General features: G+C 32.0%; 19 protein-coding genes. 15 read left to right on the top strand and 4 right to left on the bottom strand.

Features of this window, described 5'->3' with window-relative positions; all coding sequences use genetic code 11:
* The first annotated feature begins 91 nt into the window (after nucleotides 1-91).
* A complete protein-coding gene (locus HHX25_RS13805) occupies nucleotides 92-517 on the top strand; it encodes a DUF1573 domain-containing protein (protein ID WP_169674646.1) in 426 nt (141 codons plus the stop codon).
* Between the two features lie 58 nt (nucleotides 518-575).
* On the opposite strand, the gene HHX25_RS13800 is transcribed toward HHX25_RS13805, so the two are convergent.
* Complete coding sequence (locus HHX25_RS13800) at nucleotides 576-1,931, bottom strand: PDZ domain-containing protein (RefSeq protein WP_169674643.1); 1,356 nt, start codon at nucleotides 1,929-1,931, stop codon at nucleotides 576-578.
* Between the two features lie 104 nt (nucleotides 1,932-2,035).
* Between HHX25_RS13800 and HHX25_RS13795 the strand changes: the two genes are divergently transcribed.
* From HHX25_RS13795 to HHX25_RS13780, 4 genes are all read left to right on the top strand, one after another.
* The gene (locus HHX25_RS13795) at nucleotides 2,036-3,235 is read left to right on the top strand and encodes a pyridoxal phosphate-dependent aminotransferase (protein WP_169674640.1); all 1,200 of its coding nucleotides are present in this window, start codon (nucleotides 2,036-2,038) and stop codon (nucleotides 3,233-3,235) included.
* A complete protein-coding gene (gene murB / locus HHX25_RS13790) occupies nucleotides 3,226-4,239 on the top strand; it encodes a UDP-N-acetylmuramate dehydrogenase (RefSeq protein WP_169674637.1) in 1,014 nt (337 codons plus the stop codon). The genes HHX25_RS13795 and murB overlap by 10 nt, the downstream gene beginning before the upstream one ends.
* 68 nt (nucleotides 4,240-4,307) lie before the next feature.
* Nucleotides 4,308-4,838, top strand: a complete 531-nt coding sequence (locus HHX25_RS13785) for an RNA polymerase sigma factor (protein ID WP_169674634.1) — start codon at nucleotides 4,308-4,310, stop codon at nucleotides 4,836-4,838.
* A gap of 12 nt (nucleotides 4,839-4,850) precedes the next feature.
* Entirely contained in the window at nucleotides 4,851-5,639 is a 789-nt protein-coding gene (locus tag HHX25_RS13780) for an anti-sigma factor (protein WP_169674631.1), read from the top strand.
* 107 nt (nucleotides 5,640-5,746) lie between these two features.
* On the opposite strand, the gene aqpZ is transcribed toward HHX25_RS13780, so the two are convergent.
* A complete protein-coding gene (gene aqpZ / locus HHX25_RS13775) occupies nucleotides 5,747-6,433 on the bottom strand; it encodes an aquaporin Z (RefSeq protein WP_169674628.1) in 687 nt (228 codons plus the stop codon).
* 228 nt (nucleotides 6,434-6,661) lie between these two features.
* Here aqpZ and HHX25_RS13770 point away from each other — a divergent pair, with 228 nt between their 5' ends.
* Genes HHX25_RS13770 through HHX25_RS13740 form a run of 7 tightly spaced genes read left to right on the top strand, consistent with a single transcriptional unit; the run spans nucleotide 6,662 to nucleotide 13,974 of the window.
* Entirely contained in the window at nucleotides 6,662-6,865 is a 204-nt protein-coding gene (locus HHX25_RS13770) for a membrane or secreted protein (RefSeq protein ID WP_169674625.1), read from the top strand.
* 6 nt (nucleotides 6,866-6,871) lie between these two features.
* Nucleotides 6,872-7,984: a glycosyltransferase gene (locus tag HHX25_RS13765; protein ID WP_169674622.1), complete on the top strand. Its 1,113-nt coding sequence runs from the start codon at nucleotides 6,872-6,874 to the stop codon at nucleotides 7,982-7,984.
* Entirely contained in the window at nucleotides 7,975-8,523 is a 549-nt protein-coding gene (locus HHX25_RS13760; RefSeq protein WP_169674617.1) for an RNA polymerase sigma factor, read from the top strand. The genes HHX25_RS13765 and HHX25_RS13760 overlap by 10 nt, the downstream gene beginning before the upstream one ends.
* The gene (locus HHX25_RS13755) at nucleotides 8,520-9,764 is read left to right on the top strand and encodes an Nramp family divalent metal transporter (RefSeq protein ID WP_169674614.1); all 1,245 of its coding nucleotides are present in this window, start codon (nucleotides 8,520-8,522) and stop codon (nucleotides 9,762-9,764) included. Before HHX25_RS13760 ends, HHX25_RS13755 begins: the two co-directional genes overlap by 4 nt.
* 48 nt (nucleotides 9,765-9,812) lie before the next feature.
* Complete coding sequence (gene lipA, locus HHX25_RS13750) at nucleotides 9,813-10,691, top strand: lipoyl synthase (RefSeq protein WP_169674610.1); 879 nt, start codon at nucleotides 9,813-9,815, stop codon at nucleotides 10,689-10,691.
* Nucleotide 10,692: 1 nt separating this feature from the next.
* Nucleotides 10,693-11,709 (top strand): type I glyceraldehyde-3-phosphate dehydrogenase, encoded by a 1,017-nt coding sequence (gene gap, locus HHX25_RS13745; protein ID WP_169674607.1) that lies wholly within the window; start codon nucleotides 10,693-10,695, stop codon nucleotides 11,707-11,709.
* A 27-nt stretch (nucleotides 11,710-11,736) separates the two neighbouring features.
* Nucleotides 11,737-13,974 carry an ATP-binding protein gene (locus tag HHX25_RS13740; protein WP_169674604.1) on the top strand — a complete coding sequence of 746 codons (2,238 nt, stop codon included), beginning with the start codon at nucleotides 11,737-11,739 and terminating at the stop codon, nucleotides 13,972-13,974.
* On the opposite strand, the gene lpxK is transcribed toward HHX25_RS13740, so the two are convergent.
* Nucleotides 13,964-14,974, bottom strand: a complete 1,011-nt coding sequence (gene lpxK, locus HHX25_RS13735) for a tetraacyldisaccharide 4'-kinase (RefSeq protein WP_169674769.1) — start codon at nucleotides 14,972-14,974, stop codon at nucleotides 13,964-13,966. The two genes, HHX25_RS13740 and lpxK, sit on opposite strands and share 11 nt — an antisense overlap.
* Nucleotides 14,975-15,020: 46 nt before the next feature.
* Between lpxK and HHX25_RS13730 the strand changes: the two genes are divergently transcribed.
* From HHX25_RS13730 to msrA, 3 genes are all read left to right on the top strand, one after another.
* Nucleotides 15,021-16,115 (top strand): Nif3-like dinuclear metal center hexameric protein, encoded by a 1,095-nt coding sequence (locus tag HHX25_RS13730; protein WP_169674601.1) that lies wholly within the window; start codon nucleotides 15,021-15,023, stop codon nucleotides 16,113-16,115.
* Nucleotides 16,116-16,118: 3 nt separating this feature from the next.
* A complete protein-coding gene (locus tag HHX25_RS13725; protein WP_169674598.1) occupies nucleotides 16,119-16,898 on the top strand; it encodes a zinc ribbon domain-containing protein in 780 nt (259 codons plus the stop codon).
* Between the two features lie 123 nt (nucleotides 16,899-17,021).
* A complete protein-coding gene (gene msrA, locus HHX25_RS13720; RefSeq protein ID WP_169674596.1) occupies nucleotides 17,022-17,678 on the top strand; it encodes a peptide-methionine (S)-S-oxide reductase MsrA in 657 nt (218 codons plus the stop codon).
* An 83-nt stretch (nucleotides 17,679-17,761) separates the two neighbouring features.
* Here the strand turns inward: msrA and HHX25_RS13715 are convergent, their stop codons facing one another.
* Nucleotides 17,762-19,831, bottom strand: a complete 2,070-nt coding sequence (locus HHX25_RS13715; protein ID WP_169674593.1) for a hybrid sensor histidine kinase/response regulator transcription factor — start codon at nucleotides 19,829-19,831, stop codon at nucleotides 17,762-17,764.
* Nucleotides 19,832-19,890: the final 59 nt, after the last annotated feature.

The raw sequence follows: 19,890 nt of genomic DNA, 5'->3' as shown, positions 1-19,890 counted from the left end.
ATTAGAATTAATAAAAATGAGCATTTTAAAGCTAAAATAATGTTAGAAATGCTCAGTATTTGACCTGATAAAAACAATAAAAAATAGACAAATGAAACAATTAATTACAATTTTATTTATCGGATTAATAAGTTTATCTGTAAATGCTCAAGACAAAGTAGCAAAAATAAAATTTGAGTCTGAGACTATCGATTATGGAACTATTGACAAAGGATCGAATGGGGTGCGCGTTTTTAAATTCACAAACACAGGAGATGCGCCGCTTATAATTTCCAAAGTTTCATCTAGTTGTGGCTGTACGATTCCTAAAAAACCAAAAGACCCTATTTTACCAGGAAAAACTGGAGAAATTGAGGTTAAATATGACACAAATAGAGTAAATCCTATTAGAAAAACAATAACTGTTATATCGAATGCAGAAACACCTACTGTGGCTTTAAAAATAAAAGGTTTAGTAGTAGACCCAAGCAAAAAGAATGTTTTAGAAAAGAAAGACAAAAGTATTGTACAGCAGTAAAATGCTCAACTAATAAAAAATAAATAGCCTAAACTTAAATTAATTAGTTTAGGCTTTTTTATTGAAAAAGGTTTTCTAGACGAAACTCAAAAGTTAAAATCTTATCACCTCTTTCAACTTTTAACTTGATACGTTTGCCCGAATCGCCATAAAACATTATAATCAACTCTTGCAGCTTAAAATGATACGTACTCTTATTATTTATACTCAAAATCACATCTCCTTTTAACAAACCAGCTTTTTCCGCAGGAGAACCTTCCCTTAATTCTACTATAGTATAAGCTGGCTTTAACGATAATTTATATTGAGGGTTTATCATAATTCTCGTACCACTTTGCTCTTGAGAGTTTCCATAATTATCATTTCCAATGAAATTATCTCGTTCCTGTACTAATCTAAGTCCATTGTGAGCCAATTCTATACCACTTTTATTATACTGAAATTTTTCGTTAAAATAATGATTCTTAGTTAGGGTAATTTTTGCCCTCCGATAATCAAAAACAATATTAAATCGTTTTAAAATATTACCAGACAAGCTACCATTACGCCCCTTGAGTTTTCTTGCATGCAATATATACGTTGAATCTGGATACGAAACATTAACATTATTAAGTTCAAAACTTCTTAAGAAAAAGCTTCTGGCTTTAGAACGCTTCCCATATACACTTCCACTCAAGCCATGACCAAGAAAATCATAAAAGTATTTGTTATTGGATTTAATTCCTAAAGAGTTATCTTCAAACAGCCATAAGGCGTCACTACCCCCAGAGTCTATTAATAATTTTACAGGAGTTATGACTCTATTTATAGCTACATCTGCATTTATATATGGTTTATTATTATAAAACTCTAAATTTAGCCTTTCACATTTTTTACATTTCTTGTACGTATATTTTTCTGGTGTTGTTAATTTTAAAATTTTTTTCGAATAGTTTATTTCAACCACTAAATCCTTAAACAAATCAAAGCCAATAATCCCATGAACGGGAAACCCTAACCTGGGAGCAAAATTGAGATTGGAATTATATACCGCATACAGGTCTTGATTTAGCTTAATAGCATCTCCTATTTTAAAAACATTATTCCTAGATCTTAAAGTTTCTACAGATTCTCCTTCCCCTAAACCTTTTAAAAAAATGGTCTCTGTTTCTTTTATTTTTAGCGTATCCGATACATTTAAAAAATTAAAAATAATAGGTTTGCTCACTCCTGTATCCAATAAAAACGATAGTTTAACACCATTAACTTCAACTGGAATGATAATTAAATTATTTATTAGTTTAAATTTAACCTTATCTGTCTGCTTTTTATTTTCTATAATAAACTTACCCTGAGAGAAACCAAGGCCACTAAAACAAAAAAAAACTAAAACAAGGCATAATAGCTTGTTTATTGAGAGAAATACAATTTTCATATAATGAAATTACGAATCTTTTATATCAACTTACTTATTTAGTGCTGTTTTTTAAAAAAACTTTAAGATAATTTTCTCAACTTTGCAGGATTAATTTATCGTCAATGCCATCAATATCTAAAAAAGGGCAGCAAATGCCTGCTTCTCCAATACGCAAGTTAGTTCCTTACGCCGAAGAGGCTGAAAAAAAAGGAAAGCGTATTTATTACTTAAATATTGGACAACCTGATATTAAAACGCCTAAAATTGCCTTACAAGCAGTAAAAGAAAGCAATATAGATGTATTGGCATATTCAAGATCGGAAGGATCAGAAGTATATAGACAAAAAATCGCATCATACTATGCCAAGCATAACATTGATATTTCCTATGATGATATTGTAGTTACTACTGGTGGTAGCGAAGCACTTCTTTTTACTTTTGGAAGCATTATGGACGTGGGTGATGAAGTTATTGTCCCAGAACCATTTTATGCTAACTACACTGGTTTTTCAACTGCATCTGGAGTTGAAATTGTCCCTGTAATTTCCAAAATTGAAAACGATTTTGCTTTACCTTCTATTGATGCGTTTGAAAAGTTGATTACCCCAAAAACAAAGGCCATTTTAATTTGCAACCCAAATAACCCCACAGGTTATTTATATTCTAAAGAAGAAATACAAAAGCTAGCTGCAATTGTTAAAAAACATGATTTATTTTTAGTTGCTGATGAAGTCTACCGGGAATTCGTGTATGATGATCATGTACACTATTCTATCATGCAAGAAACTGGACTTGAAAATCATGCAATTATTATAGATTCTGTTTCTAAAAGATACAGTATGTGCGGAGCTAGAGTAGGATGCCTTATATCAAAAAACAAAACAGTAATACAAACCGTTTTAAAATTTGCTCAAGCACGTTTAAGCCCGCCAACACTAGCGCAAATAGCGAGTGAAGCTGCCTTGGAAACACCACAAAGTTATTTTGATGATGTTATTGAAGAATATGTCTCCAGAAGAAATACTTTAATAGTAGAACTGCAAAAAATAGAGGGTGTTAAAGTGGCAAAACCTAAAGGCGCTTTTTATTGTATAGCCGAACTTCCAATAAACAATTCTGATGATTTTGCTCAATGGATTTTAGAACATTTTGATGTTGACGGCGAAACCATAATGGTTGCTCCAGCTGGCGGTTTTTACTCTACTTCTGAGGTTGGTCTAAACCAAGTACGGATTGCTTACGTATTAAAAAAAGAAAGTTTGGTTAAAGCAGTTAATATTTTAAAAAAGGCTTTAAAAGCTTACAACGATTCGTGCGTATAGAACAAAACATATCCTTAAAACCATACAATACTTTTGGTATTGATGTTACTGCAAATTTTTTCATTTCTGTTTCCAGTACAGATGAATTAAAACAAGTTTTAGCTCTTAAAAACCATTCCAATAAGCTTATTTTGGGTGGTGGCAGCAATATGTTACTCACAAAAAATTTTGAAGGTCTTGTTATACATATTAATATAAAAGGTATTAAAATCGTCTCCGAAGACGATAATTTTGTTACTATTAAAGCTAGTGCAGGTGAAAATTGGCACGAATTCGTAATCTGGTGTATCAATAATGATTTTGGAGGTATTGAAAACTTATCATTAATCCCAGGTAATGTAGGCACAGCACCTATTCAAAATATCGGAGCATATGGTGTTGAATTAAAAGACACTTTTGTGTCATGCGAAGCCATATCATTAGAAACACAAACTGTAAAAACATTTACAAAAACCGATTGTAATTTTGATTACAGAAACTCTATTTTCAAGCAAGGTGCTAAAGGGAAATATATTATAACAAGTGTTACATTTCTTCTTAGCAAAAAAAATCATAAACTTCACGTTAGCTATGGGGCCATTACATCTCAACTTGAAACCATGCAGGTTAGTCAACCAACAATTCAAGATGTATCGAAAGCTGTTATAGCAATTAGAGAAAGTAAGCTACCCAACCCAGAAGAAATAGGAAATAGTGGCAGTTTTTTCAAAAACCCAGTAATCTCAAAATCTAATTTCGACATTTTATCGAAGAATTTTTCTGATATTCCGAGCTATCCTGTTTCTAAAGACCTAGTGAAAGTCCCTGCAGGTTGGCTTATCGAAAAAGCTGGATTTAAAGGCAAGCAGTTTGGCAAATATGGCGTGCATAAAAATCAAGCTCTAGTGCTTGTCAATTATGGTAATGCTAAAGGTTCTGACATCTTAAATCTTTCAAAATTAATACAAAAAACAGTCAAACGGATTTTTGATATTTCTATTGAAGCCGAAGTAAATATATTGTAATCTAAAAGAAATTTCTAACTTTGGCATAATTACGACCATATCGATTTTTCGTTAAAACCAAATTTGCTTTGATTTCATCCACAGAAAAAGAAATAATTCACTTCCTAAAAAATGGCGACAAAAAAGCCATTACCCTACTTTATGAAAGCTACTCAGATTCACTGTTTGGTGTTATTAAAAAAATAATAACCGATGATGATATTGCACAAGACGTGCTTCAAGAAAGCTTCGTAAAAATATGGAGATACTCTAAAAAATACGATCCCAACAAAGCAAAATTATTTACTTGGCTGTATCGAATTGCCTATAATACGGCTATCGATAAAGTTAGATCGTTAAAGAACAAAAGTGGCAAAGAAGTCCAAATAGAGACTTCGTCCGTATATAAGATAAAATCAAATGAATTAAATCAAGATGTTTTAGATATAAAAACCCATCTAAAAAGGCTTGATGAAAAATATCAAATAGTGATCAATGCGCTCTTTTTTGAGGGCATGACACAACAAGAAGCCAGTGATGAATTAGAAATTCCGCTGGGAACCATAAAGTCAAGATTAAAAATTGGATTACGAGAATTGAAAAAAATTTATAATCCTTAACTAAACAAAGTCATGAATGAGAAAATAACTACTTTTTTAAGTTCTGGCCTTTTAGAAAAATATCTATTAGGTGAAACTACTTCTGCAGAAACAGAAATGGTTGAATCTTATATTTCAAAATATCCAGAAGTACAGAACGCCTACAACACATTGCAGTACAATTTAGAAATTGTTGCCAAAAGCAATGCCGTTGAAGCCCCTAAAAGCATCTTAAATAATATTTTAGATGAACTTGATGAAGCTCCAGTTGTTGATTTAAACGCACGAAAAAAATACAAATCGTGGTATAAATTCAGCATAGCTGCTAGTATTGCTGCTTTAATTTTTGCTGGTACTTCTTATCATTTCTATTCCCAAAAACAAAAGCTATCTCAAGAAAACCAGATAGTCGTTGATGAAATTTTTGATTTACGAAATGATATTGAAAAAAACAATCTAATGCTTGATAATGTCATGAGGCAGTTGTTAAAGCTTAACAATCCTGAGACTGAAAAATACATCATCAAAGGAAACGAGCGAGCTAAGGATTTAAAAACAGTTGCTTACATTAATCCGAAAGAAAAAACATCGATGATTGATGTTGTTTCATTACCTAAATTACCTGAAGAGCAATGCTACCAAATATGGGCTGATTTGCAAGGACAAATGGTAAGCTTAGGAATATTGAATGAAGCAGACAGACAGCTTATGTCTATTCCTTATGCTGAAGATGCACTTGCTTTAAATATTACCATAGAACCAAAAGGTGGAAACACTATTGCTTCTATAGAAAATAAAGTAGCAGAAATTAGCTTACAATAAAATAAACAATACATCATAATTAATAAGTCGAAAGCCTCGTTTTTAATATAAAAACGAGGCTTTCTTGAATACTAGAAATATCAAATCACTTTTGTCTAATTTCTTAATTATTCTTTATCAAATAATGCCTTATGCACAAAACCTGCAACTATCGCACCTGCAATTGGAGCAAGCCAAAATAACCAAAGCTGTGATGTAAAATGGCCTTCGGCAAATAATGCCTGACTGGTAGAACGCGCTGGATTAACCGATGTATTTGTTATTGGAATACTTATTAAATGTATTAAAGTTAACCCCAAACCAATAGCTATAGGTGCAAATCCTTTTGGAGCCTTTGCATGAGTACTTCCTAAAATGATTAACAAGAAAAAAGCTGTTAGTAAAAACTCTGCTATTAATGCAGCTGTCATGGTGTAACCGTCTGGTGATAAATCACCATAACCATTAGCTGCAAAACCACCAACAGTGACAAAATCAGCTTTATTTGTTACAATTAAATACAAAGCACCTGCCGCTACTAAAGCTCCAGTTAACTGAGCCAAAATATAGCCTAATAAATTTTTCGCGTCAAACTTCCCTCCTGCCCATAAACCTAGAGATACTGCTGGGTTAAAATGTCCGCCAGAAATGTGTCCAACAGCATAAGCCATAGTTAACACAGTAAGCCCAAATGCTAGTGCTACACCAACAAAACCGATTCCTAATTCTGGATAACCTGCTGCAAAAACAGCACTGCCACAACCTCCAAAAACCAGCCAAAATGTTCCAAAAAACTCTGCAAATAATTTTTTCATAAATATGAATTTAATTAGTTAGTATTTTTATTAGACACGAAACAATATAGTACGTCACTCATTCTATCGTATTTCCCTACCATTATTCGGCATCATTTTTAATGAAAAGCATTATCTTTGTGGAAAAGTAAATCATAGTGAAATATCTTTTATAAAGCCCTTTTAATTTGATAACAGGGCTATTTAAGTTCTCTGTATGATTTTCTGATAAACAATAAATATTATCACATGAAACTTCTTTTAATAACTATCGTTTTACTAGGGTTAGGAATTGCTGGAATTGCTATTAAAATTTGGTCAAAAAAAGATGGCAAATTTGCTGGTACTTGTGCTAGCCAAAACCCAATGCTCAATAAAGACGGAGAAGCTTGTGGATTTTGTGGAAAAACTCCAGATCAATTTAGCGATTGTAACGAACCTCAACATTCATAATCGTTTATGATATTTCTTGATTTTATTTTCTACGCATTTATTGCTGTAGTTATTATTCAAGCAATCTTTTATATTTTTTTCTTTACAAGATTTACTTTTCTTAAACAAGAAAAGAAATCTCGTAAAAACATGGACGTTTCGGTTATTATCTGCGCTAAAAATGAGGCTGAGAATTTACAAAACTTTTTGCCTTCGGTAATTAAGCAAGATTATCCAAATTTTGAAATTGTTTTAATTAACGATGCTTCTAATGATAAAACATTGGAAGTTATGGAACAATTTGCAAATCAGCACGAAAACATTAAAATTGTAAATGTTAAAAATACCGAAGCATTTTGGGGAAATAAAAAATATGCATTAACACTTGGTATTAAAGCTTCAAAGAATGAATTCCTTTTATTCACTGATGCCGACTGTAAACCTGTTTCTAAATACTGGATTAGGAACATGAGCAGCCATTTTACTAAAGGAAAACAACTTGTTTTGGGTTATAGTGGCTATTCAAAAATTAAAAACTCCTTATTAAATAAACTCATTCGTTTCGAAACATTAGTAACAGCGATGCAGTACTTTTCTTTTGCAAAGTTAGGAATCCCATATATGGGAGTTGGTAGAAATTTAGCCTATACAAAAACGACATTTTTTAAAAATAATGGCTTCATTAATCATATAAAACTACGTTCTGGTGATGATGATTTATTTGTTAATCAAGTAGCAAACCAAAAAAATACAGCCATCTGCTTTTCAAAAAACGGTTTTACAGAGTCTGTTCCAAAAACTACTTTCAAAGCTTGGTTCAAACAAAAAAGACGTCATGTTTCAACAGCAAAACACTATAAATTAAAGCATAAAATTTTGCTAACCCTAATTTACAGTTCACAATTATTATTTTGGGCTTTTGCAATTACTTTATTTATAACAATGCATCATTGGTTAATAGTTTTGGCACTATTTTTATTCAGAATTATCATACAATATGTTATATTTGGAAAACCTTCTAAGAAGTTAAAAGAAAATGATCTGCTAGTATTATTACCTTTCTTAGAAGTTTTTTTAATTATTATGCAATTAACTATCTTTATAACTAATCTTATATCAAAACCTAATTATTGGAAATAAGCGAAGCCATTAAACGAGCTAAAGAAAACGACCAAAAGGCTTTTAACTACTTATTAGATCTCTTTTGGGATGATGTATATGGGTTTCAATTAAAACGTATTCAAAATGAAAACGATGCAGAGGATATTACCATTCAAACTTTCTCCAAAGCATTTGATAAAATTGAAACTTTTGATGATGATTTCAAGTTTAAAACCTGGCTGATTACAATCTCCAAAAATATCCATATTGATTTACTTAGGAAAGAAAAAAACTCTATTGCCCAAGTCATTTCTAAAAATGATGGCGATGTTTTTCAAGTTTTAGACGAATCGCCTTCACCTGAAGACAAACTAATAACCGAACAACATTTGGCAAAATTGCTACGAGATATTAAAAAATTAAAACCACATTATCAAGAAGTTATAAATTTGCGTTATTTTCAAGAATTAAGCTATAAGGAAATTTCTAAAGAACTGGACGAACCTATAAACAACGTCAAGGTTAAGTTACTGCGTGCAAAAAAATTACTTGCAGAAATTATTCGAAAAAATAGATGATTACCAAACTTAAAAATTTAGGGCCCGGTTTATTGTTTGCTGGCGCAGCTATTGGTGTATCTCACTTGGTACAATCTACCAGAGCTGGTGCCGATTTTGGTTTAGGGTTACTTTGGGCCTTACTCTTGGTAAATATATTTAAATACCCTTTTTTTCAATTTGCCCCACGATATGCTACCGCTACTGGTGAAAGTTTACTAGATGGCTATAATAAATTAGGAAAAGGTGTTTTAGCAACTTATTACATATTAAACTTAGTAACTATGTTTACTATACAAACCGCAGTAACCATAGTAACTGCAGGTTTAGCTTCAACTCTTTTTGGTCATTTTCCAACTTTTGAAATTGGAAACAGAGCTATAAACAGCACTGAGATTTGGACTGTAATTATTACATGCCTTTGTTTATTATTACTATTGGTTGGCAAGTATAAACTATTAGATAAGTTGATGAAGGTTATTATTATCACATTAACTATTAGTACGATAGTGGCCGTAAGTATGGCTTTATCTAATAATACCGAGGTATTATCTTTTACTCAAACATTACCAAGCAATACTTTAGAAATAGCTTTTTTAATAGCATTTATGGGTTGGATGCCAGCACCATTAGACATTTCCGTATGGCAATCGCTTTGGTGTATTGAAAAAAAGAAAGATGCAAAACAATACAATCCTAAATCGGCCTTATTCGATTTTAATGTTGGTTATATAAGCACTATTATTTTAGGTATTGGTTTCCTTTTATTAGGCGCATTGGTTATGTTTAATAACGGCGAAACTTTCAGTGGTAAAGCAGGCGTATTTGCCAATCAGCTAATTGAAATGTATACGAGTAACCTGGGGGATTGGGCTTACATAATTATTGGTATCGCAGCTTTTACAACCATGTTTAGTACAACATTAACCACATTAGATGCATCGCCTAGGTCCATGGCCAAAACTACTCAGTTACTCTTTAGTACATCTTCAAAACTCAACTACACGTTATGGATATCTTTATTAGCTATTGGAACCATTGGTATCTTTTTCTTTTTTGCTTCAAAAATGAGTTTTCTTATAAAAGTGGCAACCATTTTATCCTTCATAACAGCACCTTTTTATGCTATTATTAATTATCGTTTAATTTCAAGCAAACACACACCTAAAGACTGGCAACCCTCAAAGCAACTTCATGTTTTAAGCTGGTTAGGAATTGCTTTTTTAATAGGATTCAGCATCTGGTACCTCACTACTTTATAGGGTGCTTTTAAAAGCATTATTTGTATCTTTGCGCTTTATTTTTAATATATGAATTCAGAAACTGCTTCAAATATATTACCAGAACGACAAGCAAAGCCAAAATGGCTCCGTGTTAAGCTTCCTACAGGTAAAAAGTATACCGAGCTTAGAGGTTTGGTAGATAAATATAAATTAAATACGATTTGTACTTCTGGAAGTTGCCCAAATATGGGTGAATGCTGGGGAGAAGGTACCGCAACGTTTATGATATTAGGAAATGTTTGCACGCGTTCCTGTGGTTTTTGTGGTGTAAAAACTGGAAGACCAGAAACCGTAGATTGGGATGAGCCCGAAAAAGTAGCACGCTCCATAAAAATCATGAAAATCAAACATGCTGTTTTAACAAGTGTTGACAGAGATGATTTGAAAGATATGGGAAGCATTATGTGGTCTGAAACTGTTAAAGCAGTGCGTAGGATGAACCCAGAAACGACGCTTGAAACTCTAATTCCGGATTTTCAAGGCATAGAGCAGCATATGGATCGAATTATTGATGTAGCTCCAGAAGTCGTATCTCATAATATTGAAACGGTAAGACGCCTAACTAGAGAAGTTCGTATACAAGCCCAATACGATAGAAGCATGGGGGTTTTAAAATATTTAAAACAACAAGGTCAAAGGCGTACAAAGTCTGGTATTATGCTTGGTTTAGGTGAAACCAGGGAAGAAGTTATCGAAACACTTCACGATTTAAAAGCTCATGATGTTGATGTAGTGACTATTGGCCAATATCTTCAACCAAGCAAAAAGCACTTACCTGTTAAACAATTTATAAATCCTGATCAATTTAAAGAATACGAAGAGATTGGTCTTGAACTAGGTTTCCGCCATGTTGAAAGTAGTGCTTTAGTAAGATCATCTTACCGAGCACAAAAACACATCGATTAATATGATTACTGTTGCGATCAATGGTTTTGGGAGAATAGGCAGACGTGTTTTTAGATTAATTCAAGATTATAAAAACATAAAAGTTGTTGCTATTAACGATTTAGCCAATGCCAAAACGTTAAGCCACCTTCTTAAGTACGATAGTGTTCATGGGATGTTTAAAGGTAATATATCCTATAATGGCAATAACATTATTGTTGATTACGAAAAAATCCCCTTACTAAATTGCAGTCACCCTAAAACTATTAATTGGAAACCATATAATGTAGATTTTGTTATTGAAGCCACTGGAAAGTTCAAAACAGCTTCAGAACTGCATAATCATATAGATAATGGGGCAAGACATGTTGTATTAAGTGTTCCACCTTCAGAAGATGCTATTAAAACTATTGTTCTGGGCGTTAATGATAGCATTATAGATGGTTCTGAAACTATTATATCCAATGCATCATGCACAACCAATAATGCTGCTCCTATGATTGATGTTGTTAATAAACTTTGTGGTATCAATCAAGCTTACATTACTACAGTGCATTCTTATACGACCGATCAAAGCTTACATGACCAACCGCACCGTGATCTACGTCGCTCAAGAGCGGCCAGTCAATCCATTGTACCTACTACAACAGGAGCTGCAAAAGCGCTGACTAAAATATTCCCGGATCTCTCAGACGTTATAGGAGGCTGTGGTATAAGAGTTCCCGTAATAAATGGCTCTTTAACCGATATCACTTTTAATGTAAAAAAGAATGTCTCTATAAACGATGTAAATAGTGCTTTTAAAGAAGCTTCCGAAAATCATTATAAAGGTATTTTAGAATATACTGCAGATCCTATCGTTTCTATTGACATAGTGGGAAACACCCATTCTTGTATTTTTGACTCAGGTATGACATCTGTAATTGGAAATATGGTAAAGATCATTGGGTGGTACGATAATGAGAGTGGTTATTCTAAACGAATCATTGATCTAATATGCAATTTGTCGGAAAAAAAGTGTATTTTATCGATAAAATAATTATATTTGCTGGTAATATTGAATAAAATGTCCCAAGTTAAGAACTACATATACATCCTAGCCATGTTATTCAGTCTGTGTGTTTCATCTCAAAAAACCATTGATGATGATCCTGAAATTAGACAAAACAACATCAACTACCGTATTGAGCAAGCTCTAGTAGAATTGGAGAAATACAATTATTACGATGTTCAAAAAAACTTAGATGAGGCCCTGAAATTGGCTGAAAATTCGGATAACAAAAAAAGTATTGGGATTATTTATGCTATTAAAGGAAAGCTTCAACTCATCATTGAAGAAGAAGATAATGCCATAAAGTCACTTAATAAGGCCATTGAAGTACAAAGAATCATTAATGACAACAAAAACCTAGGGAAATCTTATAAGATTTTTGGAGATGTTTATTTAACAAAAAAAGACTATCATCAAGCTTTAGACTCTTATAGAGCAGCAAAATCAAAATTTCAAGAAGAAGATTTAAATGAAAATTTAGCTGAAGTGCTTTTATCTGAAGGCAAAACTTATATGTTTCTTAATAATTACAGAAAAGCGAGAGACATTATTGAGCAAACTTTGGCGCAAGCAAAAAAGGGTGATTACAAAAAAATTCTAAGTGAAGCCCTAATCAATCATGGGATTATATATAATAATTTAAATGATAATGAAAAAGCCTTAGCTTCTACTATTGAAGGGATAGAGATTGCTAAACAAAATGATTTTATAAGCATACTTAATGAAGCCTATTCGGTTATTAGTGATATCTATTTTGATACCGAAGATTTCAAAATTTCCAGAGAATATTTAAAGGAACATTCAAGGCTTTCTGATTCCATAAGGAATCTAACACGATTAAATTATTCAAAAGACCAAGAAACACAATACCTGTTAAACGAGGCTAATGAAAAAAATATTGAAATAGAAGAACAATTGGAAAAAGCTGAAGATGATAAAAACTTAGGAACTTTAATTTCTATTTTAAGTGTCGCCTTAATCACTATTTTATCGCTTTTAACTTTATCACTTTACAAAAACAATAACATAAGACTTAAAACCAATAATATGCTTCATAAAAAAAATGGAGAACTTATTATTGCAAAAGAAAAAGCAGAATTGGCATCAAAAACCAAAGCTAATTTCCTATCTACGGTAACACATGAGCTACGTACACCTCTTTACGCTGTAACTGGATTAAGTAATATGCTACTGGACGAAAACCCAAAACCAGAACAAGTTCAGCATTTAAAGTCTTTAAAATTTTCTGGCGATTACCTTTTAACCTTTATTAACGATATACTTCAAATAAATAAAATTGAAGCAAATAAAGTCGATATTGAACCTGAATCGTTTAACTTAAAAAAGAAAATACAAAATATTGTTTTAGCCCTCAATAATTCTGCTCTTGACAACAATGTTAAAATTCATTCTGAGTACGATGCCGATCTACCAGAGAATTTTATTGCCGACCAACTAAAAATATCTCAAATCCTCATTAATTTAATTGGCAACTCCATTAAGTTTACCAAAGATGGTGATATCTGGATTAGAGTATACAAAATAGACATAAAAGATAACACTTACACCTTGCGCTTTGAAGTTGAGGATAATGGTATAGGTATCAGTCAAGAAAAGCAGGACAATATGTTTGAGAGCTTTTCACAGGGTTCTATTCAAATAAATCGCAAATATGGTGGTACTGGTTTAGGATTATCAATTGTAAAAGGGCTCATTGATATTTTAAAAGGAAAAATCTATGTGAAAAGTGAGCTGGACAAAGGTACCACGTTCTACTTCGAAATACCCCTTGAATACACATCGGTAGAAGAAGCAAAAGACAATAAAGCTACCTATTTTGATGGCGATGCCAGTACACTAGATCTAACCAATGTTAAGATTTTGGTTGTTGAAGACAATAAAATCAATCAGATGATCACCAAAAAGATTCTTACTAAAATGAAACTTAAATGTGATATTGTTGATAACGGTGAAGAAGCTGTTGAAATGATTAAGGCCAACAAATATGATATTATTTTAATGGATATTCATATGCCTGGTATTAGTGGTATGGAAGCGACCAAAAGAGTCCGAGCTTTTGATAAGGAACTAACCATTTTTGCTTTAACCGCAGTTACTATTGAAGATAAAATGCATGAATTTGACGAAGCTGGTTTTACAGATATTATTCCTAAGCCATTTAAACAAGAAGAATTCGAGAAAAAACTTTACAACGCCTTAGCTACCAACAAAGATAAACCTGCTACAGCTTAGTTTTTATAAAATCTTTTATCAATTCATTTATTTTTGCTTCATCATTAATTACAACGCTAATTGGTAAATAGAAGAGTTTTTTCCTCAAAGATTCATGTTGTTTTAAACGCATAAAATCCTTTTCGGTAGTTATAATCGATTCTCTTTTATTCAACTCTAGGATGTCTTCTTTTGAAAATTCATGATGGTCTTTAAAATTTAAATGTTCAAACGTTAACCCGTTCTCATTTAAAAAACAAACCAAGGGTGATGCATTGGCGATACCAGTGACTAAAGTAAAATTCTGTAAATCTTTAATACTTCTAGTCATATCACTGGAAATAACCCGATTCGAATAACTAATTGAGCTAAAGAACACATGTTGATTCACTTGTGGGTCTATTTGGCGTAACAGATTACTTCTTTCACTATCACTTAAATCCTTTGGGCATTTGGTAACAACAATAATATTAGCGCGTTTAGCACCATTTCTAGGTTCCCGTAAATTACCAGTGGGCAAAACAATATCTTCAAAATACGGATTACCATAGGTCGTAAGCAAAATATTAAACCCTGCTTCTACCTTTCTATGCTGGAAAGCATCATCAAGTAAAATAATTTCGGGCGGATTATCATTTGATTGCAATTGTTCAATACCATTATTTCTATTGGTGTCAACAGCTACAAGTATTTCTTTTTTAAACTTATTGTAAAACTGAAAAGGCTCATCTCCTATCGATTCTACTGTAGTCCCTTTATTTGCTAATTGAAATCCTTTTGTTTTACGTTTATAGCCCCTACTTAAAGTAGCCACAAGGTAATCGTCTTTTAAAAGGTTAATGAGATACTCAATCATAGGAGTCTTGCCAGTGCCACCAACACTCAAATTACCAACACAAATTACGGGCAGGTTATGAGACATGGATTTTTTAATTCCAATATCATATAACTTGTTCCTTAACCATGTTATTAAATAATAAATAGGGACAACGGGAAATAAAATGTAACGCAAAAAAATCATCACAACGAATGTAATTATTTTATCTTTGAATTTAAACACAAATACTATGATTGTTCAAGACGTTATTAACCACTTAGAAGAATTGTCACCACTAGCTTATGCAGAAGATTTTGACAATGTTGGGCTTTTAGTTGGTAATAAAAATGAAAAACTAACGGGTGTTCTTGTTACTTTAGATACACTTGAAACTGTTGTAGATGAAGCTATAAAAAAAAACTGCAACCTTATAGTTAGTTTTCATCCCATTATTTTTAAGGGTTTAAAAAAACTTACAGGCAAGAACTATGTGGAACGCGTAGTTATAAAGGCTATTAAGCATGACATAGCCATTTACAGCATGCATACGGCTTTAGATAATGCCATGCAAGGTGTAAATGATATGATTTGCAATCAATTAGAGCTTACTAATAAACGTATCTTAATTCCACAATCTGAAACTATAAAAAAACTAACGACTTATGTTCCAAAAGATGAAGCCGAACAATTACGAACTGCCTTATTTAATGTAGGAGCAGGAAGTATAGGTAATTATAATAACTGTAGCTTTAATGTAGAAGGCTATGGTACTTTTAATGGTGGCGAAAACTCCAACCCTACTAAAGGAAAAAAAGGCCACACCCATACCGAAATAGAAACTAAGGTTACGGTTACCTATTCTAAACATTTAGAATCGAAAGTTATTAAAACCCTTTTTGATTCGCATAGCTATGAAGAAGTTGCTTATGAAATTACGACGCTTGAAAATAAAAACCAACACATAGGTATGGGCATGATTGGTGAACTAAATGAGCCTATGGATGCGCCTGACTTCTTAAATCATCTAAAATCTAAAATGAATACAGGATGTATTAGACATTCATCGTTTTTAAACAAACCATTAAAAAAGGTCGCTGTTTTAGGAGGATCTGGTAGTTTTGCCATTGAAGCTGCTAAAGCGTCTGGAGCTAATGCTTTTATAACTGCAGATTTAAAATATCATGATTTTTTTACAGCAGAAAACCGTATTCTTTTAGCAGATATTGGACATTATGAAAGCGAACAATTCACAAAAAATCTTTTAGTAGCTTATCTTACAAAAAAAATCACTAATTTTGCAATCATTTTATCAAAGACAAATACCAATCCTGTTAAGTATTTTTAAAGTATGGCTAAAAAGAAAGAAGTAACTGTAGAAGAGCGCTTAAGAGCTTTATACGATTTACAACTAATCGATTCTCGCATAGATGAAATCAGAAATGTCCGTGGAGAACTTCCTTTAGAAGTTCGTGATTTAGAAGATGAAGTTGCTGGATTAAACATAAGATTAGAAAAACTTGTTGCAAGTTTAGAAGTTATAGACAATGATATAGCTTCAAAGAAAAACCTTATTGAGGAATCTAAAGCTTTAATAAAAAAGTACAGTGAACAACAAAAAAATGTTAGAAATAACAGAGAATACAATTCTTTAACAAAAGAAGTTGAATTTCAAGAATTAGAAATTCAATTGGCTGAAAAGCATATTAAAGAATTCAAAGCTCAAATAGAGCAGAAAAAAGAAGTTATTTCTGAAACAAAAGAGCGTTTAAAAGAGCGTGAAACGCATTTAAAACACAAAAAAGGTGAATTAGATGCCATTTTAGCCGAAACTGAAAAAGAAGAACAAGCCTTAATTGAAAAATCTGAAGCTTACAAAACTCAAATTGAAGAACGATTAGTAGCTGCTTACAATAGAATTCGTCAAAATGTAAAAAACGGTTTAGCGGTTGTGCCAATTGAAAGAGGTGCTTCTGGCGGATCTTTCTTTACTATTCCTCCACAAATACAAGTTGAAATTGCCTCTCGTAAAAAAGTAATTACAGATGAACATAGTGGTAGAATTCTAGTAGATGCAGTATTAGCTGAAGAACAAAAAATAAAAATGGAAAAAATGTTTGCAAAACTATAATCCATTATCCGAAATACATTTTAAAGCCTTCACCAATGAAGGCTTTTTTATTACATAAACTTTTCCCTCCTTATTTTTAAGGTTTCGTATTTTTATTCGTCTATTATAAAAAAAATCAAAGCCATGAAAAAGATACTGCCTTTATTCATCTTAGCCATTTTGTTTAGTTGTCAAAACACAGCGCAAGTCAATTCAAAACAGCAAGCGGTTATCAACGCTAAGCCCATTAAAGTTCCTTTAAAAGATGGAAAGGCCAGGGCCTATTTTGCCAGTGGTTGTTTTTGGTGCGTAGAAGCCATTTACGAAAGCGTAAAAGGTGTTGAAGAATCTATTTCTGGATATTCTGGTGGCCACACAGAGAACCCAACCTACGCAGCAAGTAATACAGGGAGAACAGGCCATGCCGAAGCTGTAGAAATTATTTACGATCCGAAAATTGTAAGCTTTGAAACTTTAGTAGACGTGTATTTTGGATCTCAAAATGTCACGCAAGTAAACGGACAAGGCAATGACAGAGGATCTCAATACCGTTCTATTATTTTTTATCAAGACGATGCTCAAAAACAAATTATTTTAAAGAAAAAAGAAGCTTTAACAAAAAAACTAGGTGTTAAAATTGCTGCCGAAGTCTATCCATTCCGAAAATTCTGGGTTGCAGAAGATTATCATCAAAATTATGAAAGGCTCCATCCCAATAATAGCTATATAAGAAATGTGTCTATTCCCAGATTAAATAGGTTTAAAGCTAAATTTCCAGAACTATTGAAAGACAATCATTGAGCCTTTTTAGCCCAAACAAAGTTTGTAAATATTTTTAAATTACCTCGTTTTAGTCTAACCAATAAACAGACACCCCCCATTAATCACCTATCATTCAAAGGCTTTACACCGAAACGCCTTTCATATATCTTAGAAAAATAACTAATATGGTTAAACCCAACTTCAAAAGAAAGTTCCTTAAGTGAAATGTTCTGATTATTCTGCAAAATCCCTCTTGCTTTTTGAAGTTTTATTTCGCGTATAAAATTATTAGGACTCAACCCTGTATTGCTTTTGATTTTTCTGTAAAAAGAGCTTTTGGAAATATTAAATTCAAGAGCAATCATATCTTGGTTTAAAAACGTGCTGTTTGAATTTTCCATAATATATTCCTTTAGTTGGTCAATAAATAAATCCTTTTTTAAATCCTCTACGTTAATATCGTGCTCTTTATTATATAAACTTCTGGAAGCATAGTTTTTAATACAGTTATCAATACGTGTTAACAATTCTCCTTTATCAAAAGGCTTTGTAATATAGTCGTCAATGCCCAATTTTAAAACATCTAATTTGGCATCCATGTTGGTTTTTGCTGTTAGCATAATAACAGGTATATGACTGTTGTTTCGGTTTAGTTCAGAAACCAAGTCATAGCCGTTTAATTTTGGCATCATATAGTCTGTAATAATAAAATCTATAGTATTTTGAGCAATAATTTCTAGTGCTTCTAAACCATTTGAAGCTTCTAAACAAAAATGATTCTCTAAAATGGATATCAAGTATTTTCGCATATCATAATTATCATCAACAATTAAAAAACGATATCTAGAATTATTGACAAGCACGTTTTCTGTTACTTTGGTTTTTTCTGCTTTTTTAATCGAAACCTTATCCTGTACAATAACATTGGGTAAACTTTTTTCCAATGGCAAAACAATGGTAAATATACTCCCTTTGTTCAGTTCACTTTTCAGAGAAATCTTGCCCTGATGCAGCTCAATAATTTCTTTACAAAAAGCCAAACCAACACCACTACCGCCAGATTTATTAATGTCGTTATTAATTTGGTAAAACCTATTAAAAATACTCTCAAACTCGCTGTTAGCTATACCAATACCTGTATCTGAAATTTTAAGAACCAATTGTCCGTTTTCCTCATAGCTATCAATAGCAACTTTCCCTTCATGCGTATATTTTAAAGCATTTATAATAAGATTATTCATTGCTTTTTCAAAAAATACGGTATCTATAAAAGAATAATAATCTGTTGTATTATCAGAAATATGGAAAGCAATATTTTTCTGACTGAACAAAGGCTCAAAATACATGTATTGTTTTCTAATTAGATTGGAGACATTGGTAAGTTTTAACTGTAAGCTAAAGTTAGAAGATTGTATTTTGGCTAAATCCAACACACTATCTACCATATCGGTAATCTTATGAATCTGTTTTTTTACGTTTTGCTGAATTTCTTGCGTTCTAGGAGAATTGGGAACTAGATCCAGATCAGAAATATGCCCATTAATCAAAGCCAATGGTGTGCGTATTTCATGAGAGATATTGGTAAAAAATTGTGATTTAAACTTATCCAACTCCTCCAATTGTTCCGTTTTAGCTTTCAGTATTTTCTCATTGCGGATATTGAGGTTTTTAAAATAACTAATCACTATAAAAATGCTGAAAAACAAAAAAGGTGGGTTTTTATTGTTTAGAACAGAATGTGGATAATGATCGAAATATAAATTGGGGACATATAAGCCTAATAAACAAATAACCAATATGGCAATATTCAATTTTCGATTATCAATATAAATGAGCGCTATTGCTGGAGGCAACAAAAAATAATATTCCAAAAGCTCTCCTACATATAAATAATTAGAAAAAATGAAGGCAGTAACAGACAGGTTAAAAATAAACAAAAGACTAGCGGCTAAAAGTTTTTTTAGATAGAGCAGAACCTGTACACTAATAACAAAAGATAACATAACAGCATAACTCATCAGCAACAGTTGATTATTATAAAAATCCCCTATAAAAGTAAGTATGGTAAATAAATGCCAGGTATTACAAAAAATATGTAACAAAGTGATTTTTTTTAAATCATTTATGCTGGTATTTTCATCTGCACCAAGCGTGAAATAAGTTGTTAGTAGATTAAGTATTTTTTTCAACATATAGAGAGTTTGAGAAATTTTTAATATACGCTCCAAAAATAAAAATCCAAAGTAAGTTT

This window comes from Flavivirga algicola (assembly GCF_012910715.1).
Classification (GTDB): domain Bacteria; phylum Bacteroidota; class Bacteroidia; order Flavobacteriales; family Flavobacteriaceae; genus Flavivirga; species Flavivirga algicola.
Note: the sequence above shows the minus strand (reverse complement) of the source record. Positions and strands in the feature narration are given on the sequence as shown.

Excerpts from the sequence above, each read along its gene's own strand:
- HHX25_RS13715 (WP_169674593.1), bottom strand. The coding sequence starts at position 19,831 with ATGTTGAAAAAAATACTTAATCTACTAACAACTTATTTCACGCTTGGT.
- HHX25_RS13725 (WP_169674598.1), top strand. The coding sequence starts at position 16,119 with ATGGCTAAAAAGAAAGAAGTAACTGTAGAAGAGCGCTTAAGAGCTTTA.
- aqpZ (WP_169674628.1), bottom strand. The coding sequence starts at position 6,433 with ATGAAAAAATTATTTGCAGAGTTTTTTGGAACATTTTGGCTGGTTTTT.
- HHX25_RS13800 (WP_169674643.1), bottom strand. The coding sequence starts at position 1,931 with ATGAAAATTGTATTTCTCTCAATAAACAAGCTATTATGCCTTGTTTTA.
- HHX25_RS13765 (WP_169674622.1), top strand. The coding sequence starts at position 6,872 with ATGATATTTCTTGATTTTATTTTCTACGCATTTATTGCTGTAGTTATT.
- HHX25_RS13780 (WP_169674631.1), top strand. The coding sequence starts at position 4,851 with ATGAATGAGAAAATAACTACTTTTTTAAGTTCTGGCCTTTTAGAAAAA.
- msrA (WP_169674596.1), top strand. The coding sequence starts at position 17,022 with ATGAAAAAGATACTGCCTTTATTCATCTTAGCCATTTTGTTTAGTTGT.
- lipA (WP_169674610.1), top strand. The coding sequence starts at position 9,813 with ATGAATTCAGAAACTGCTTCAAATATATTACCAGAACGACAAGCAAAG.
- HHX25_RS13795 (WP_169674640.1), top strand. The coding sequence starts at position 2,036 with ATGCCATCAATATCTAAAAAAGGGCAGCAAATGCCTGCTTCTCCAATA.
- HHX25_RS13740 (WP_169674604.1), top strand. The coding sequence starts at position 11,737 with ATGTCCCAAGTTAAGAACTACATATACATCCTAGCCATGTTATTCAGT.
- HHX25_RS13770 (WP_169674625.1), top strand. The coding sequence starts at position 6,662 with ATGAAACTTCTTTTAATAACTATCGTTTTACTAGGGTTAGGAATTGCT.
- HHX25_RS13805 (WP_169674646.1), top strand. The coding sequence starts at position 92 with ATGAAACAATTAATTACAATTTTATTTATCGGATTAATAAGTTTATCT.
- HHX25_RS13730 (WP_169674601.1), top strand. The coding sequence starts at position 15,021 with ATGATTGTTCAAGACGTTATTAACCACTTAGAAGAATTGTCACCACTA.
- lpxK (WP_169674769.1), bottom strand. The coding sequence starts at position 14,974 with ATGATTTTTTTGCGTTACATTTTATTTCCCGTTGTCCCTATTTATTAT.
- HHX25_RS13755 (WP_169674614.1), top strand. The coding sequence starts at position 8,520 with ATGATTACCAAACTTAAAAATTTAGGGCCCGGTTTATTGTTTGCTGGC.
- gap (WP_169674607.1), top strand. The coding sequence starts at position 10,693 with ATGATTACTGTTGCGATCAATGGTTTTGGGAGAATAGGCAGACGTGTT.